The sequence below is a fragment of the Arthrobacter sp. B0427-1-12 genome (assembly GCF_059092905.1).
On the sequence record NZ_JBNHIC010000013.1, the window covers coordinates 62,821 to 79,982 of the forward strand.

The following is a 17,162-nucleotide window of genomic DNA, read 5'->3' on the forward strand; positions in this document are numbered from 1 at the left end:
GCGAAATGCGGGCCGCGGCAGTTGCCGCGGCCCGCATTTGCAGTTGGGTCGAACCCTAGAGAAGCGTTACGCCCGTCGCCTGGGGACCCTTGGCGCCCTGGCCGATTTCGAACTGAACGCGCTGGTTCTCATCCAGGGTCTTGAAGCCGCCGACCTGGATCTCCGAGTAGTGGACAAAAACGTCACCCTCCGCATCATCCGGGGTGATGAAGCCGAAACCCTTTTCAGCGTTGAACCACTTGACGGTTCCCTGTGCCATTTACATTCTCCTCATAATTCAACTGCGTTAAGACCAGCACACCTCGTACTGTTCTTAGTTACTACACGGGAGAATCCGCAGTGACGGCACGGCCGCCATTGTCGGAGCTCCACGCTCGCAACCCCGTCTTGCGAGCATGAAAACCACGTACACAAAGACTGAGACAAGCAAATCACACGGCCCCGGGCAGGTCAATGAAGTTTTCGGCAGTTGGACTGTTTGTTAACAAGAAGTTTGCGTGAACGTCGAAATTGTTCCCCTGCCTGCCGGATCGGAACAGATTTAGCCTCCGATCGGCGCCAGCCACTGTCCATTGCGAAGCACCGCCTCCAGCCGCAAATCGGGGGTGGCGACGACGACGTCGGCGCTGAAGCCAAGGTGCAGGCTGCCGACCTCGTCGGCCAGGCCGAGGATGTTGGCGGGTACGTCCGTGGCGGAGGTGACGGCGTCCTCGATGCTGACCCCGGCGGCGACGGCTTCGCGGACGACGTCGAGCATGCTGGCCGTCCCGCCGGCGAGTTCACCGTTGGCGCCCAGCCGTGCCACTCCGCCGTCCACGGTGACCGTGCCGGGCCCCAGTGGATAGGTGCCGTCCTGCAGGCCGGAGGCGGCCATGGAATCCGTGACCAGCGCTATGTTCTGGGCACCGACCAGTTCGAAGACTCCGAGGACGGTCTGCGGGTCAAGATGCACGCCATCCGCAATGAGTTCGACGACGGCGTTTCCCGCCGCTGCTGCCAGCAGGCAGGCCATCGCGGGTCCCGGCGAGCGGTGGTGGAAGGGACGCATGCCGTTGAACAGATGGGTCACGGTGGGGCGTTCGCTGTAGCCGTCGAATCCGCCCGAACCGAGTTCCTCCCGGGCGCGGGCCAGTGATGCGGCAGCGGTGGCTGCATCGCAGTCAGTGTGCCCCACCGATGGCGTCACGCCGTGGGTCGTCAGCAGGTCGATGAGCGCATCCGAGCCCTGCAGCTCCGGGGCATAGGTCATAGTGATGAGCTTGCCCTCCGCGGCTTCGATCAACTCGAGCGCGAAATCGAGGTCCGGGGTGGCCACGAACCGTGGGTCCTGCGAGCCGCGGCGCGCATGGGACAGGAAGGGCCCCTCGGCGTGGATCCCGGCGATCAGGCCCTCGTGGGCGAGCCCGGCCAACGTGGAAAACGCCGTGAGCAGGTCTTCGCGGGCGGCGGTGACGGTGCTCGCCAGCAGGGTTGTGGTGCCCATCCGGTGAAGAAAATCCACCGCCTTGCGCGCCGACTGTTCGTCTCCGGACGGGAAGTCGCCGCCGAAGCCGCCGTGGCAGTGGACATCGACCAGGCCGGGCAGCAGCAGGGAGCCGGCGGAGAGTTCGCGTCCCCGCGTCCAGCCCGCGTCGTCGAAATCCTGGGCCGGTCCGGCATAGGCGATCCTGCCGTCCTCGTAGGCGACGAGGCCGTCGTCGATGGTTCTGCCGTCCGAAATGATGCAGCCGGTGATGAACTGCCGGGATGGAGCCGGGCCGGATGGAAACCTGCTGGGACCGCCGATGTGCGTCATAGCACGATTCTATGTGGCCGGCCGGATCGCCACACCGGCTCCCGCCTGCGCATCAGAACCAGAGCAGGACTAGAAGAGCCGGGAAGCGCTGTCGTCCACGCCGCGCATTGCGTCGTAATCCAGCGTCAGGCAGTCGATGCCGCGGTCAGTAGCCAGCACGCGGGCCTGCGGCTTGATCTGCTGCGCAGCGAAGATCCCGCGCACCGGGGCCATCAGCGGGTCCCGGTTCAAAAGGTCCAGATAGCGCGTGAGCTGCTCGACGCCGTCGATGTCACCGCGGCGCTTGAGCTCGATGGCGACCGTGCCGCCCTGCGGGTCCCGCGCCAGAATGTCCACCGGGCCGATCGCGGTCATGTACTCGCGCCGGATCAACGTGTAGCCCTCGCCCAGCACGGTGATCTGCTCGGCGAGCAGCCGCTGCAGGTCCGCTTCGACCCCGTCCTTGATCAGCCCGGGATCGACGCCCAGTTCATGGGAGGTGTCGTGCAGCCGTTCATGGATGTTGATCACCAGGCGGTCGTCGCTCTTGGCATGCTGCACATTCCACGTTTCGATGACGCCCTCGGCGGCATGGGCCTCCTCCGGCTCGACCACCCGCAGCGAGGCCGGCGGACTCATCCAGTTCAGCGGTTTGTAGGAGCCGCCGTCGGAATGGATCAGCACCGAGCCATCCGCCTTGACCATCAGCAGGCGCGTGGCCAGGGGAAGATGGGCACGGAGGCGGCCAATATAGTCAACGGAGCAGCGGGCAATTACTAAACGCACAGTTGGACACTTTACCCGCTTGCAGGCAGCGGGCGGGTCCTTGCCTTTACCCAGGCGTTTACGGAGACGGGATCGGATTCAGGCAGAATGGGGACATGCCCCGCTCCAACCGACCCCGCCGCAGTCCGTCTGCCGGCGGCCGCAGGTCGGGGCGCGGCGGGCAGGGGCGCGGCGGGGCGGGCAAGTACGGCGAAGCGCCCGAACTGGACCTGGAGCGGGCCCGGGCCGGATTTCCGACCCGTGAAAGCGCGCCCGACGGCGAGTGGGCCGTCCGCCGGATTACGGCACGGAATGCCGCCAAGGAATACCGCTGTCCCGGCTGCAGCCGGGCGATCCTGCCCGGCATCGAGCATCTGGTGGTCTGGCAGGAGGACTCGCTGTTCGGCGCCGAAGCAGCGGTGGCGGACCGCCGCCACTGGCACACGAATTGCTGGCGTACCCGCACGTACCGGTACCGCGGCTAGCGCTACAGGCGGTCCTGCCGGGCGATGAAAACCTCCTTCAGCAGCAGCATGCAGGCCGCGGCAGCCGGGATGGCCATGAGGGCGCCGAGGACGCCCAGGAGCGTACCGCCGGCGATGACGGCAATTACGGCCACCGAACCCGGGACGGCGACGGCGCGCTGCATAATACGGGGCGAGACGAAATACGCCTCGAACTGCAGATAGGCGAAGTACATGATCGCGAACAGCGCAGCGGTCTGCCAGCCGGCAGTGAGGGCAATGACGGAGACCAGCACGCCTGCAATCATTGCTCCCACCAGCGGAATAAAGGCCAGCAGGGCGACCACGAACGCCAGCAGGACCGAGAACGGGACACGGGCGATAGTCATGAAGATAAAGGCAACGGTGGCATTCAGCAGCGCGACGCAGGCCTGACCGATCACGTAGTTGCCGACGCTGCGGGTGATTTCCTCGGAGAGCAGCTCCACCCGCTTGCGGCGTGACCGCGGTGCCAGGCGGTAGGCCCACCGCTTCATGGCCGGCAGCGACGCCAGGAAGTAAAGGGTCAGCACCAGCACGATCAGGACGCCGAAGAGGCTGTTGACAATGACGCTTCCGACGCCTAGGACCCCGCCGAAGATGCCGCCCACCGCTTCGGAATCGGCAAAGAACCTGTTGACCTCTTCGGTGACGCGGTCCCGGATCTGGAACTGTTCGTCGACCCTCAGGAAGAATTCCGAGTTCAGGAAGTCGGTGACGAAGCCCGGGGCCCGCTCCACGAGCTGGGTTGTCTGGTTCACGATGGTCGGAATCAACGTGGCGAAGAAGGCAGCGACCAGGCCCGCGAGCACCAGCAGCGCCGCCGTCACGCCGATCGGACGCGGCACGCGCTGCTTTTCCAGGAACCGGACGATTGGATCCAGCCCCAGGGCGATGAACAGCGCTGCGGCAATCCAGATCAGCAGTTGGTTCACGCTGGCCAGGATGGAGTAGGCCAGCAGGGCGAAGCCGACGCCGACGGTGGCCATGAAGCCAAAATGGATGGGGTGGCGGGCTGCCGTCTGCACCGTCGGCCGGCTGAACTTCAGCCGCTCGTCACCGAGCTTGACATCGGGATCGGTGGCGGGGTCCACCTCTGCCTCGGGAGGGATCTCGAACCGCGGCCGGCGCTGCGCACCGGGAATCGGCTGGCGCAGCCGGCGCCTGAAGGACTCGAGGTAGCCCCGGCGGCCGGACGGCTGCCGGCCAGGCTCCGGCCGCGGCTCCGGTTCTTGGTCGGGACCCGGCTCCTGCGGCTCCGGCAGCGGCCTGTCGATGGGGTGGTCCTGATCGTTCGTCACGCTTTTCTCGCTGCCTTACTCCAAGGTCCGCCACGCCGTGCGCGGTCCGGCCGGTACGGCCCGGCGTTGCGTGCCACAGTACCAGCGGCGGTGTTCCGGCGCCGTGGTACCGCAGCGGCCGTCCCGCACCGGTTGAACTCGCGGATTGCACGGTTCGTTACCATAGGGTTATAAAAGATGGTTCCGTCTTCTTATACCACCTGACGGGACTTTTTAAGAGGCTGTTCGGCCCCGGACGGCCCGGCACCGGGGGCACATGTATGAGCGGCGTTCATGCAGTGACTGAAGATAGGTATTTTTTGTGCGTTTGAAGATAGCAGTTCCCCTGATCGTGCTGGGCGTGATCCTCACCGTTCTGGGGATAGGCCAGCGGACTTTCTGGGCGCCGCCGGAGGTCCTCACCGCCACCGTCCCGGCCGGTACGGAAACCGGGCCGCTCACCGTCATCGACGCTGCGGTCGGGGAGGTGGCCGACGACGTCGAGGTTACGGTCCGCGGCGAAGGAACCTTCATGCTGGCGTTGGGCCGCGCTGACGACGTCGAAGCCTGGGTTGCGGACGCCTCCCACCTGAGCATCGAAAGCGTCGGGGACGGACAGCTGCGCACCGCCTTCACCGAGGGCACCGCGCAGGTGCCCAATCCCAGTGGAAGCGACCTGTGGGTCCATGAGGAAAGCGCCGACGGCCAGGCCCAGTTCCGCTGGGAGGAACCTGCTCCCGGCGATTGGTCCATCCTCCTGGCTGCGGACGGCACCCGGCCGGCACCGGCCGATGTTTCCGTCTCCTGGCCCAATGACCAGACCACGCCTTTCGCTGTTCCGCTGATCATCATCGGGGCGCTGCTGGCGATTTTCGGGCTGGCGCTGCTCTTCGTGGACAGGTTCGGCGGCCGGAACCGGCCGGCGCCGGCCAGCGGATCCGGTGAGGCTGCCGCTGCCGGCTCTGCTCCCGCCGCCGCTGGCCCTTCCGCCGCTGGCCCTTCGGCCGCCGCGCCTGACGCCCCGGCAGCCGGGCCGAAGCCGGCTGACACCAAGCCTGGCCACGGCGGGCCCGGCGGGGCAGCGGGTTTCACCGCGCTGGCCCTGGCCTCCGCCGTCGGGTTGTCCGCCTGGGGTATTACTGACGCCTCCGCGGCCGGGACTCCGGCGCCGCCGGAAGGGGACGCGGAGGCGTACCCGGTCCTGCTGGAGCAGCAGCTGCAGCGGATCCTGGACTCCGTGGCCAGCACCGTGCAGGCAGCCGATGCCTCCGGTGACGGGGGATCCCTGGCGCCCCGCGTGGACGGTGCCGCGCTTGCTCTCCGCACCGCGAACTACGAGGTCCGGACGCTGGATGCGGACGCGGCCGTGCCCGCGCCGGTGGCGGCTGCTCCCGTCCTGACCCGGTTCATTACCTCCACGCCGGCGTGGCCGCGCACCGTCGTCGCCGTCACCCAGGGGGAGGGGAACCCGGTTCCCCAGGGGCTCACCCTGGTGCAGGGCAGCCCGCGCGAAAACTACAAACTCACCGGTGCGGTCCAGATGCTACCGGGCGCGTCGTTCCCGCTGCCGGCTCCCGAGGAGGCCGGAACAACCAGCATCGATCCGGCTTCCGCTGAAGGCCTGAAGGTATCGCCGCAGGGCGCTGTGGCCGGGGTGGGCGCCGTCCTGGTCAATACGGCGGACCCCTTTGCGCAGAATCTTGCCCCCAATACCTTCGTTGAGCAGATTGCGCAGTTCCAGCGGGACGAGGTGGCCGGGAATGCGAACGCCACCATTACGTTCAACCACGTTCCGGAGGCCGCACGGACCCGGGCGTTGCGGACCGGGGATGGCGGAGCGATCGTATTCGGTCACCTGCGGAACACCATGACCGGTGTTCCGGCGCAGACCGGAGCCACTATTGCGCTGGAGGAAGACTATGCGCTGCAGGCCGGGGCCAGCACGACCACAACCGGCGTGGACATCACGTTCGGTGAGTCCGTGATGCTGTATGTGCCGCCGGCTGGCAGCCAGGATCCCGTGCAGGTTGTGGGCGCTGCCCAGCATCTGCTCGATGTCGCATTGAAGTAGGGTGGTCCCATGAGCACAGCTAATTCCCGGCCGGGCCCCACGCCCGGCTCCATGAACCTGCGGGGCGCAGTTGATCTCTCTGCACTGAAGAACCGTCCGGCCACTCCGGCAGCCCCCGCCCCGGCGGCCGGCGCTGAGGCCGATGCCGGTGCTGCGGGGACCTATGTCCTCGACGTTACGGATCAGACCTTCAGCCAGGTTGTCCAGCTTTCGGCGCAGGTCCCCGTGGTCATCGACCTGTGGGCCGAATGGTGCCAGCCGTGCAAGCAGCTGACCCCCGTGCTGGAGAAGGTCGCTGCGGACTACGGCGGCCGGATCCTGCTGGCCAAGATCGACGTCGATGCGAACCCGCAGATCGCCCAGGCATTCCAGGTGCAGAGCATCCCGACCGTGATGGCCGTGCTCAAGGGCCAGCCGATTCCTTTGTTCCAAGGGTCGCTGCCGGAGGAGCAGGTCCGTGCGTACATCGACGAACTGCTGAAGGTCGCCGAGGCCAATGGTGTCACGGGCACCTTGAACGAGTCCGCAGGCGGAGCCGCAGCCGACGAACAGACCGCACTCCCGCCGCTGCATCAGGAGGCTTTCGACGCGATCGAAGCCGGTGACTATGCCACCGCAGCGGCTGCCTACCGGAAGGCGCTGGCAGAGCAGCCCGCGGATGCCGAAGCCAGGACGGGGCTGGCACAGGTCGAGCTGATGCAGCGCGTGGAGGGCATGGATTCAGCGCAGGTGCGGCGCGACGCAGCCGAAAACCAGGACAACCTCCAGGCTCAGCTGGCAGTGGCGGACCTCGACGCCGTCGGCGGCCATGTGGAGGATGCCTTCGCCCGCTTGGTCGGATTCGTCGGCCGCTCCGCGGGGGAGGACCGTGAAGCAGCACGTGCCCGCCTGGTGGAGTTGTTCGACGTTGTCGGCGCTTCGGACGAACGCGTCGTCAAGGCCCGCGCGGCGCTGGCACGGGCCCTGTTCTAACAGGCGGAGGCGGGCCCGGCCGGGCCCGAACACTTCGTCCTTTCGGATGATCCGGTTGAAGGCCGCGGCTTGATAGCGTTTTCGCATGAGCGATGATGTCCTTGCGCAACCCTCCCCTGAAAGCCAGCCGGTTCCGCCGGCGCTCGTCATCCGCGGCCTCGCCAAGCGGTTCGGTGACAAGATTGCCGTCAATGGCGTGGACCTGGACATTCCACTCGGTTCGTTCTATGGCCTCGTCGGGCCCAACGGAGCCGGCAAGACGACGACTCTCTCCATGGCTACAGGGCTGCTGCGTCCGGATTTCGGGCAGGTCTGGGTGCATGGTGTCGACGTCTGGGAGCGGCCGCTGGAGGCCAAGCGCCTGATGGGCATCCTGCCCGACGGAGTGCGGCTGTTCGACCGGCTGACCGGCGAACAGCTTGTCACCTATGCCGGCCTGCTGCGGGGCATGGACCGCGCCACCGTCGCCGAGCGGGTCGCCGACCTGCTCGGCGCACTGGACCTGGCGAAGGACGCCGGAACCCTGGTGGTCGACTACTCGGCAGGTATGACCAAGAAGATCGCCTTGGCCTCGGCACTGATCCATGCACCTCGGCTCCTGGTCCTGGATGAGCCTTTTGAATCGGTTGATCCGGTTTCGGCCGCCAATATCCGGGACATCCTGCACAGCTACGTGGATTCCGGCGGTACGGTGATCGTCTCGAGCCACGTCATGGACCTGGTCCAGCGGATGTGCGACCACGTGGCCGTCATCGCCAACGGGTCCGTGCTGGCCGCCGGTTCGGTGGAGGAGGTGAGGGCCGGTGCCACGCTCGAAGACCGGTTCGTCCAGTTGGTTGGGGGCCGTAACCAGACGGAGGGACTCTCATGGTTGCGCACCTTCTGAGGCTCAAACTGACGCTGCTGCGGAATTCGCTGCGCCGCAGCCCCTGGCAGTTGGTGGGGGTGGTGCTGGGCGGTCTGTACGGGCTGTCCCTGCTGGTGCTGTTGCTCATCGGCCTGGTTGCGCTGGGAGCGGTCGCCGAGCCGGACCTGATCCGCACCGTCACGGTCCTCGCGGGTTCGGCGGTAGTCCTCGGCTGGCTGGTGATCCCGCTGGTGATGACGGGGGTGGACATGACCCTGGACCCGGCCCGGTTCGTCACGTTTGCGGTCCCGATGCCGCAGTTGATGGCCGGCCTTGCACTCGGTGGGCTGATCGGCGTGCCGGGGACGGTGACCCTGCTGGCGGCGCTGGGCCAGATTGGAACCTGGTGGCGTGAGCCCGCCGCGGCTGCGGCGGCAGTGGTGTGTTCAGTGCTGATCGTCCTGCTGTGCGTTGTTGCCTCGCGCATGATGGCCGCTGCTGCGACCAGCCTGTTCAACTCGCGCCGCTTCAAGGACGTGAGCGGAATCGTGCTCATAATCCCACTGGTACTGCTTGGGCCGATCATCGGAGGTATCACAGCCGGCATCGAGGATTCGGCCGACTTTCTTCCCGGGCTGGCAGCAGTGCTGGCCTGGACGCCGCTGGGAAGCCTCTGGTCGGTTCCGGCCGATGTTGCCGAAGGGCTGTGGCTGACCGCCCTGCTGCGGGTGCTCATCGGTGTGGTGTCGCTGCTGGTCCTGGCCTGGCTCTGGAAAGCCAGCCTGGGCCGTGCACTGGTCACGCCGCCCTACAATGCGGTGTCCAAGAAGGCCGCTGGCAACCTCGGCTTCTTCCGCCGCTTTCCCGCGACGCCCGCCGGTGCTGTGGCCGCCCGGTCCCTCACCTATTGGATACGGGACCCTAGGTACAGCGCATCGCTGATCATGGTGCCGCTGATTCCGGTCCTGCTGTGGTTTGTTGGCTCCCAGAACGGCGACTATGCACTGCTGCAGTTCACCGGCCCGATCACCGCTTTCCTGATCGCTTGGTCCGTCTCCGCTGATATTTCCTATGACAACACCGCGTTCTGGCTCCATGTCTCCACCGGCGTCTCCGGATTTGCCGACCGCTGCGGACGGGCCGTGGCGCTGAGCGTATTCGCCGTTCCGGTGACGGTGCTGTTCACGGTGGTACCGCTATGGGCAGCCGGCAGCTGGGAACTCCTTCCGGCGATGCTGGGCCTCGCCTTGGGTTTGCTGCTCACCGGGACCGGACTGTCCAGCGTGGCTTCCGCGCGGTACATCTACAATGTCCCGCTGCCTGGCGAGAGTCCGTTGAAGACCCCTCCAGGCAGCGCCTTCTCGATGATGCTGGTGCAGGGGCTGGGCCTGCTCACACTGCTGGTGCTGTCGGGGCCTGAACTGGTCCTGACCATCCTGGCCGTGACGACGTCGGAACCGGTTTACGGTTGGCTCTCGCTTGCGGCCGGGCTGCTGCTGGGTTCGGTGCTGCTGGCGGTGGGACTGCGCGTCGGCGGCCGCTGGTACGATTCCCGCACCCCCGAACTGCTGGAGTCGGTGTTCCGCAATAAGTAGTCCCGAGGGCAGCCGCTGTGCCGCTGCCCGGACCGCGGCCGGCTCCTCCTGAGGGCCGGCGCGGCCGGGGCCTGCAGTGTGCACGGGTAAGATGGACCCATGAGTATGCCAGCAGATCCATTCGAGACAGATCCGCGGCGGGGCCCGTCCGATCCGGGCGGCTCTACCGCCACGATTGAGCGCGAGGAACTGCGCGAAGAGCTGGAACCCGGCGACCGTGAACGCTTTGCGCACTATGTCCGCAAGGAAAAGATCATGGAATCGGCGCTGACCGGAGAACCGGTCATCGCACTGTGCGGCAAGGTATGGGTTCCCGGCAGGGATCCGCAGAAATTCCCGGTTTGCCCTGCCTGCAAGGAAATCTACGAAGGCCTGCGTCCCAGCAACGACGGCTCGAACCCGGATAAGTAGTCCGCAGGAATAGAGCGCGCCGGCCACACCGCGTGCATGACCCGCGGCGGACGTACAGTCCGCCGCGGCGCTTTAGCCTGCCGTCCGGGCCAATCCCTGCCCTGCGGGAGAAACGCAAATCACCTCGACGGCTGCGGACAACGGCCGTGGGCACTTGCTATCGTGGCTGGTTGGCGCCGCCCGCCGGCTGCTGCCCTCAGCCGCAGTCGCGGAGAGGCCGTCGCCAGCGCCGGTGCCGGCCCGGTCGCCGTGGTGGGCACCGCCGTCGTAAGCATGTGGAAAGCACTGAGAAGGAAGGTTCCGTAAACCTGTGAGCAGCGACACCTTGTTTGGAACGGGACCGTCACTGCCGCCGGCGTATCCGGAACGTGCCGCCTGGGGCACCGCCCCGAAGCTGCGCCAGTGGCAGCAGGAGGCGATGGAAAAGTACTTCGCCATGGCGCCCCGGGATTTCCTCGCCGTCGCGACGCCGGGTGCCGGCAAAACGACCTTCGCGCTGCGCATCGCCACCGAGCTGGTGGACCGCGGCACGGTCAACCGGATCGTCGTGGTGGCGCCCACCGACCACCTGAAGCGGCAGTGGGCCGATGCGGCCGCCCGCGTGGGTCTTGCCCTTGATCCGAACTTCAAGAACTCCGACGGCCAGCACGGCCGCGGCTTCATCGGCGTCGCCGTGACGTACGCGCAGGTGGCCAGCAAGCCGATGCTGCACCGGGCCAAGACCGAGGCAGCCCGCACTCTGGTGATCCTGGACGAAATCCACCACGGAGGCGACGCGCTCTCCTGGGGCGACGGCATCCGTGAGGCGTTCGATCCAGCTGTCCGGCGCCTGGCGCTGACCGGTACCCCGTTCCGTTCCGACACTGCCGCGATCCCTTTCGTGGAGTACGTGGAGGACAAGGACGGCATCCGCCGTTCGCGGGCCGACTATTCCTACGGCTACGGTGCCGCGCTGCGGGACCACGTGGTCCGGCCCGTCATTTTCATGGCCTACTCGGGACAGATGCGGTGGCGCACGAGCGCGGGGGAGGAGATGGCGGCGTCGCTGGGCGAGGCCGCCGTGACCAAGGACGTCACCGCCCAAGCCTGGCGGACCGCGCTGAATCCCAGCGGCGAGTGGATCCCGGCCGTCCTGTCCGCCGCGGACAAGCGGCTGACGGAGGTCCGGCGGGCAGTTCCCGACGCCGGCGGGCTGGTTATTGCCACCGACCACGACGACGCCCGGGCCTATGCGGGACAGCTGAAGAAGATCACCGGTGAATCGGCGACAGTGATTCTGTCCGACGACGCGAAGGCTTCGCACAAGATCGAGGAATTCTCCGCGGGGGACAAGCGCTGGATGGTGGCCGTGCGCATGGTGTCCGAAGGCGTGGACGTGCCCCGGCTGGCGGTCGGCGTCTATGCGACGTCGACCGCGACCCCGCTGTTCTTCGCCCAGGCCGTGGGCCGTTTCGTGCGTGCCCGTAAGCGCGGCGAAACGGCGTCGGTCTTCCTGCCCTCCGTGCCGAACCTGATGGGGCTGGCCAACCAGATGGAGCTTGAACGCGACCACGCGCTGGACCGGCCGGAAAAGCACGACGAGGGCTTCATTCCGGAAGAAGACCTCATGGAGCAGGCCAACCGGGAAGAGAAGGCCTCCGATTCGCTGACCAAGCAAAAGTTCGAGGCACTGGAATCCCAGGCCGCGTTCGACCGCGTGCTGTTCGACGGCGGCGAATTCGGCACCGGCGGCGAGATCGGCAGCGAGGACGAGCTGGACTTCCTGGGCATCCCGGGCCTGCTCGACGCGGACCAGGTCAGCATGCTGCTGCGCCAGCGCCAGCACGAACAGCAGTCGCGCCGGAAGCAGGCTCCGGCGGCAGATCCGGCTCTCCAGCCGCAGGTGATGGACCACCGGCAGCTGACTGAACTGCGCAACCAGCTGGCCAAGAACGTCTCGGCCTGGGCCGCGCGTACCGGCACTCCGCACGGAGTAGTGCACAGCGAACTGCGCCGGATCTGCGGCGGGCCCGCGGTGGCGCAGGCCAATGAGGAACAGCTGACCAAGCGGCTGCGCAAGCTGCAGGACTGGTTCATCGGCCGGAAATAGTCTTGCGGCGGGCCCGGCAGGTCAGAGTTCGACGAGTTCGACGCCGGCCGCCTCCATCTCCTCCAGGGCCGCCTCGGAGCTGTCCACGCCGACCCCGGCCACCAGGTCGGTCACGACGGACGTGGTGTAGCCGGCCTGGACGGCGTCCAAGGCCGTGGCGCGGACGCAGTGGTCCGTGGCCAGACCGACGATCCGGACTTCGTCGACTTCGTTCTCCTGCAGCCAGTCGTCCAGGCTGATGTTGTCTGCTCCGGTTTCCGAACCGACCGCCTTGTGCTCACCGGTGGGCACTTCGTCCTCCGGAGCCAGCAGCCCCTCGAAGCCCGAGTAGGCGGCCTCGTACTTACCCTTGCGGAAGTACGCGTCGATGTACTCCGTGTCCAGCTCCGGACGGAGCTGCGCACCGGACGTGCCGGCAACGCAGTGGACCGGCCAGCTGTCCACGAAGTCCGGGTCCTCGGAGAAGTGGGATCCGGGATCGACGTGCCAGTCCTGGGTCGCCACAATGAAGTCGAAGCGCCCCTGCTGGTCCTCGATGTATTCACTGATGCCGCGGGCCACATCCGTCCCGCCTTTGACGGCCAGTGAACCTCCTTCGCAGAAATCGTTCTGCACGTCGACGATGATCAGTGCGCGTGTCATCACAGCTCCTCGAATTCTGTGGGGATGGCAGCTTCGCCGCGCTGGAGGCGGCGGATGGAACCGGGCAGTTCTTCCATGGACAGCCGGTGCCGTTCGACGGCGCGTTCGACGGCTTTGGCACCGGTCCAGCCGTCCAGCACTTCGCCGTCAGCGACGAACTGCTGCAGCAGGGGCCGGTCGTTGCCGTCGTCGGCGGGCCGGCGGCCTACCCCGATGACCTCCGCGGTCGCCCGGCCGCGCTCGTTGAGCCGGCGGAGCGCATACTTGCGGCCGCCGTGGGAGATCTTGTTCTTGGCCGCCTTGGCCACGGAAACGAAGTCGCCATCGTCGTCCGTGCGGCTCACCAGCTTGTAGACCATGCTGGCTGTCGGTGCGCCGGAACCGGTGACCAGCGACGTGCCGACGCCGTAGGCATCCACGGGCGCGGAGGCCAGCGCGGCGATGGCATGCTCGTCCAGGTCCGAGGTCACGGTGATCCTGGTGTTGTGGTTGCCCAGCTCGTCCAGCAGCTGGCGTACCCACTGGGCCTGGTCGATCAGGTCGCCGGAGTCGAGCCGGACGGCGCCCAGGTCCGGACCTGCCAGCTCGACGGCGGTGCGGACCGCAGTTTCGACGTCGTACGTGTCCACCAGCAGCGTGGTGCTGTGCCCCATCGACTCAAGCTGCGCCCGGAAGGCATCCCGCTCGGTGTCATGCAGCATGGTGAACGAGTGCGCGGCGGTGCCCACCGTCCGGACGCCGTAGCGCCGGCCGGCCTCCAGGTTGGAGGTGCTGTGGAAGCCGCTGATGATGGCCGCCCGGGCCGCGGCGACGGCGGACTCCTCCTGGGTACGCCGGGAGCCCATTTCGATGCACGGCCGCCCGCCCGCCGCGCCGGTCATGCGGGAGGCGGCCGAGGCGATGGCGCTGTCATAGTTCAGCACGGAGAGGATATAGGTCTCCAGGATGCAGGCCTCGGCGAAACTCGCTTCGACGATGAGGATGGGGGAGTAGGGGAAGTAGGCGTCCCCCTCCGCATAACCGTAGATATCCCCCCTGAAGCGGAAGTCGGCCAGGTAGTCGATGGTCGAGGTGTTGACGACGTCGGTGCGCGCCAGGAAGTCCAGCTGGTCCTCGCCGAACCTGAAATGCTCCAGGCCTTCCAGCAGACGGCCCGTACCGCCCACGACCCCGTACCGCCGCCCGTCCGGCAGCCGCCGCGCGAATGCCTCGAACACGGAGCGGCGGTGGGCGGCTCCGGAATGGAGCGCCGCCTGCAGCATCGTGAGCTCGTAGTGGTCGGTGTACAGGGATGTATTGGGCTGCCAGCCGGTTGCGCTACTCACAGTTGAAACTGTAGCCGCGTGGCCGCATTTGCAGTACCCGCCCTGCCGGCCGCCGGTCCCGGTCCCGGACGCGCCCGCGGTCCAATCTACAATGGGGGTCATGACTGTCGGCATTGCTCCTCCACGCTCCATGACTGAAACCGCAGGGCAGACCCATCAGGAAGAGCTGACGGCCAGCGACATCCCCTGGGTGGTCATCGTCTGGAACGACCCAGTGAACCTCATGAGCTACGTCAGCTACGTCTTCCAGAGCTACTTCGGCTATTCCGAGGCCAAGGCCCATAAGCTGATGATGGAAGTCCATGTGCAGGGCAAGTCCGTGGTCGCTTCGGGAAGCAAGGAAAAGGCCGAACGGGACACCGTGGCCATGCACTCCTTCGGTCTGTGGGCAACGTTCCAGAAGGCCGACGCCGCTTAGCCGGCATCAGACTAGAGGCAAGGAGATCCATGGCCAAGGCGTTCAAGTATTCCCGAAAGGGCATCACCGGCTACCTGGAGCCCGGGGAGCGGGAGCTGATCCGCAAGCTGTTCGAGGATGTCATCACGATGCTGGAACCGGAGGGCCGGGAATCCGAGGATCCCCTCGCGGCGCTGGTAGGTCTCGATACCCAGGCGCGCACTCCCGAGGACTCCGCCGTGCTGCGCCTGCTGCCGGATGCGGTGAAGAACGACGACGGCGAGGCGCTCGAATTCCGCCGCCTCACCGAACGCTCGCTGCGGGAGAGCAAGATCGGTGCCCTCCGGGGCAGCGCCATGCTGCTGGAGAGCACCCCGATGGTGCTGACGCCGGAGCAGGCCAGGAGTTTCGCACGGGCGCTCAATGACGTGCGCCTGGTGCTGGCGGACCGGCTGAAGATCGAGACGGAGGAGGATGCCGAGGCCCTGCACCGAATCGACGACTGGTCCAAGGCCGAGGACGTGGAGACCTACCTGGCGCTGGTGTACAACTTCGTCACCTGGCTGCAGGAGGCCCTGATGCAGGCGCTGCTGGTTTCGCTGGAGAACGGAAATGGACCGGCGGATGTGACGGACGGAACGGCCGGTTGAATTCACCTTCACTCACAGGAAGTCATATCCTCAATAAACTATGAGCTCCGCACCCTATGGCACTTCCGAGGCAGATCAACCGGCAGCTGGTCCGGCAGATAATTCGGCTCCGATCGGCATCTTCGATTCCGGCGTCGGCGGCCTCACCGTTGCCCGGGCCGTCATCGACCAGCTGCCCAACGAATCCATCCTCTACGTCGGGGACACCGCCAAGGGACCGTACGGTCCGCTCCCGATCGCCGAGGTCCGCGCGAATGCGCTGGGCGTCATGGATGAGCTGGTGGACTCCGGTGTGAAGCTGCTGGTCATCGCCTGCAATTCCGCCTCGGCGGCGGTGCTGCGGGATGCCCGGGAACGGTACACGGCCCGCTACGGGATCCCGGTGATAGAGGTCATCCAGCCCGCCGTGCGGCGTGCTGTTGCCTCGACGCGGAGCGGAAGGGTCGGCGTGATCGGCACGTCGGCGACGATCGGCTCCCGTGCCTACAACGACACCTTTGCCGCGGCTCCGCACCTGGACATCACCTCCGTGGCGTGCCCGGCGTTCGTGGAATTCGTCGAGGCCGGCGTCACGGCCGGACCGGATGTCCTGTCCACGGCGCAGCGCTACCTGGCCCCGCTCAAGGCGGCGGACGTGGACACCCTGGTCCTGGGCTGCACCCACTATCCGCTGCTGACCGGGGTGATCTCCTATGTCATGGGCGACGAGGTGACGCTGGTCTCCAGCGCCGAGGAGACGGCGAAGGACGTCTACCACGCGCTGGTGTCGCACGGCCTGGTCCGGACGGGAGCCGCCGCTCCGGTGCACCACTTCATATCCACCGGGGACCCCGCGCGGTTCGGGATCCTGGCCCGGCGCTTCCTGGGCCCGGAAGTCATGAGCGTGGAGCAGGCCGAACACGTGGCCGCGTACTACCCGACAGGCAGCATGGCAAGGATCACTCCGGAGATGGTCTCCGCGGCAGGGGCGGGCACAACTCCGGCGGCCGCGGCCGGAGCCGGCCGTGTTTCCAATTTCGCTTTGCAGGAAGATAGCCGATGAAGCTGACGATCATAGGCTGCAGCGGCTCCTTCCCGGGCCCGCTTTCACCGGCGTCGTGCTACCTGGTGACTGCCTCCGACGGCGACCGCACATGGCGGATCCTGCTGGATCTGGGCAGCGGCGCGCTCGGCGTTGCCCAGCGCTACCTGGACCTGCGCGACATCGACGGCATTTTCATCAGCCACCTGCACCCCGACCACTGCATGGACCTGTGCGGGCTGCACGTGGCGGTGCACTGGGACCCCAACGGCTGGGGACGGGACCGTATCCCCGTCTGGGGGCCGGCGGACACCGCCGACCGCATGGCAACGGCGTACGGGCTGGACCCGGCCCCCGGCATGCACGAGGACTTCGCGTTCCACGCCTGGCAGGAGCGCACCGGCGTCGAACTGGGGCCCTTCACCATCACTCCCTACGCGGTGCGCCATCCCGTCGAGGAGGCCTATGCCATCCGGGTGGAGGCCCGCGATGTCGGCCCGCGCGGCGAGGCGGCGGTCTCCACCCTGACCTACTCGGGGGACACGGACACCTGCAGCGGCCTGGTGGAAGCGGCCCGCGGTGCCGATGTGTTCCTGTGCGAGGCTGCTTTCCATGAAGGCCGCGATGACGCGATCGACGGCGTCCACCTCACCGGCAAGCGGGCCGGCAGGATGGCCACGGAAGCGGGCGTCTCGCGGCTGCTGCTGACCCACCTGCCGGTCTGGAACGACGTCAACCTGACAGTCGCCGAAGCCAAGGAAACCTACACCGGGGAGATTGCCGTCGCCGTCGCCGGGGTCACCTACGCCGTGTAGCACCG

The 17,162-nt window shown here is 67.0% G+C and carries 17 protein-coding genes; 11 read left to right on the forward strand and 6 right to left on the reverse strand.

Translation table 11 applies throughout. The features are described from left to right. Positions 1-55: 55 nt before the first annotated feature. The 3 genes from AC5RWU_RS10275 to nucS all read right to left on the reverse strand — a co-directional run bounded on the left by AC5RWU_RS10275 (position 56) and on the right by nucS (position 2,560). Entirely contained in the window at positions 56-259 is a 204-nt protein-coding gene (locus tag AC5RWU_RS10275; RefSeq protein WP_494027864.1) for a cold-shock protein, read from the reverse strand. Between the two features lie 282 nt (positions 260-541). After that, on the reverse strand, positions 542-1,795 hold the full coding sequence (locus tag AC5RWU_RS10280; protein WP_494027863.1) for an N-acetylglucosamine-6-phosphate deacetylase: 1,254 nt from the start codon (positions 1,793-1,795) through the stop codon (positions 542-544). A gap of 69 nt (positions 1,796-1,864) precedes the next feature. After that, a complete protein-coding gene (gene nucS, locus AC5RWU_RS10285) occupies positions 1,865-2,560 on the reverse strand; it encodes an endonuclease NucS (protein ID WP_494027862.1) in 696 nt (231 codons plus the stop codon). Between the two features lie 95 nt (positions 2,561-2,655). Between nucS and AC5RWU_RS10290 the strand changes: the two genes are divergently transcribed. Then, on the forward strand, positions 2,656-3,024 hold the full coding sequence (locus AC5RWU_RS10290; RefSeq protein ID WP_494027861.1) for an Rv1322 family protein: 369 nt from the start codon (positions 2,656-2,658) through the stop codon (positions 3,022-3,024). Between the two features lie 2 nt (positions 3,025-3,026). Here AC5RWU_RS10290 and AC5RWU_RS10295 read toward each other — a convergent pair whose 3' ends face one another. Beyond that, complete coding sequence (locus tag AC5RWU_RS10295; RefSeq protein ID WP_494027860.1) at positions 3,027-4,343, reverse strand: AI-2E family transporter; 1,317 nt, start codon at positions 4,341-4,343, stop codon at positions 3,027-3,029. Between the two features lie 301 nt (positions 4,344-4,644). On the opposite strand from AC5RWU_RS10295, the gene AC5RWU_RS10300 reads away from it, so the two are divergent. The 6 genes from AC5RWU_RS10300 (at position 4,645) to AC5RWU_RS10325 (ending at position 12,307) form a co-directional block, all read left to right on the forward strand. Further along, on the forward strand, positions 4,645-6,393 hold the full coding sequence (locus AC5RWU_RS10300) for a DUF8094 domain-containing protein (protein ID WP_494027859.1): 1,749 nt from the start codon (positions 4,645-4,647) through the stop codon (positions 6,391-6,393). A 9-nt stretch (positions 6,394-6,402) separates the two neighbouring features. After that, a complete protein-coding gene (locus AC5RWU_RS10305) occupies positions 6,403-7,365 on the forward strand; it encodes a tetratricopeptide repeat protein (protein ID WP_494027858.1) in 963 nt (320 codons plus the stop codon). 85 nt (positions 7,366-7,450) lie between these two features. Then, positions 7,451-8,251 (forward strand): ABC transporter ATP-binding protein, encoded by an 801-nt coding sequence (locus tag AC5RWU_RS10310; RefSeq protein ID WP_494027857.1) that lies wholly within the window; start codon positions 7,451-7,453, stop codon positions 8,249-8,251. Beyond that, positions 8,233-9,807, forward strand: a complete 1,575-nt coding sequence (locus AC5RWU_RS10315; RefSeq protein ID WP_494027856.1) for a transporter — start codon at positions 8,233-8,235, stop codon at positions 9,805-9,807. The genes AC5RWU_RS10310 and AC5RWU_RS10315 overlap by 19 nt, the downstream gene beginning before the upstream one ends. 99 nt (positions 9,808-9,906) lie before the next feature. Further along, positions 9,907-10,218 carry a DUF3039 domain-containing protein gene (locus tag AC5RWU_RS10320; protein ID WP_494027855.1) on the forward strand — a complete coding sequence of 104 codons (312 nt, stop codon included), beginning with the start codon at positions 9,907-9,909 and terminating at the stop codon, positions 10,216-10,218. Between the two features lie 310 nt (positions 10,219-10,528). After that, positions 10,529-12,307 (forward strand): DEAD/DEAH box helicase, encoded by a 1,779-nt coding sequence (locus tag AC5RWU_RS10325; protein WP_494027854.1) that lies wholly within the window; start codon positions 10,529-10,531, stop codon positions 12,305-12,307. Between the two features lie 21 nt (positions 12,308-12,328). Here AC5RWU_RS10325 and AC5RWU_RS10330 read toward each other — a convergent pair whose 3' ends face one another. After that, positions 12,329-12,949 carry an isochorismatase family protein gene (locus tag AC5RWU_RS10330; RefSeq protein ID WP_494027853.1) on the reverse strand — a complete coding sequence of 207 codons (621 nt, stop codon included), beginning with the start codon at positions 12,947-12,949 and terminating at the stop codon, positions 12,329-12,331. Next, positions 12,949-14,274 carry a nicotinate phosphoribosyltransferase gene (locus tag AC5RWU_RS10335; protein ID WP_494027852.1) on the reverse strand — a complete coding sequence of 442 codons (1,326 nt, stop codon included), beginning with the start codon at positions 14,272-14,274 and terminating at the stop codon, positions 12,949-12,951. Before AC5RWU_RS10335 ends, AC5RWU_RS10330 begins: the two co-directional genes overlap by 1 nt. A 100-nt stretch (positions 14,275-14,374) precedes the next feature. Between AC5RWU_RS10335 and clpS the strand changes: the two genes are divergently transcribed. The 4 genes from clpS to AC5RWU_RS10355 are packed head-to-tail and all read left to right on the forward strand — an operon-like array spanning position 14,375 to position 17,157. Further along, the gene (clpS, locus tag AC5RWU_RS10340; RefSeq protein ID WP_494027851.1) at positions 14,375-14,692 is read left to right on the forward strand and encodes an ATP-dependent Clp protease adapter ClpS; all 318 of its coding nucleotides are present in this window, start codon (positions 14,375-14,377) and stop codon (positions 14,690-14,692) included. Positions 14,693-14,721: 29 nt separating this feature from the next. Further along, the gene (locus AC5RWU_RS10345) at positions 14,722-15,321 is read left to right on the forward strand and encodes a DUF2017 domain-containing protein (protein ID WP_494027850.1); all 600 of its coding nucleotides are present in this window, start codon (positions 14,722-14,724) and stop codon (positions 15,319-15,321) included. A gap of 40 nt (positions 15,322-15,361) precedes the next feature. Further along, the gene (murI, locus tag AC5RWU_RS10350; RefSeq protein WP_494027849.1) at positions 15,362-16,363 is read left to right on the forward strand and encodes a glutamate racemase; all 1,002 of its coding nucleotides are present in this window, start codon (positions 15,362-15,364) and stop codon (positions 16,361-16,363) included. Further along, positions 16,360-17,157, forward strand: a complete 798-nt coding sequence (locus AC5RWU_RS10355) for an MBL fold metallo-hydrolase (protein ID WP_494027848.1) — start codon at positions 16,360-16,362, stop codon at positions 17,155-17,157. The genes murI and AC5RWU_RS10355 overlap by 4 nt, the downstream gene beginning before the upstream one ends. Positions 17,158-17,162 lie beyond the last annotated feature (5 nt).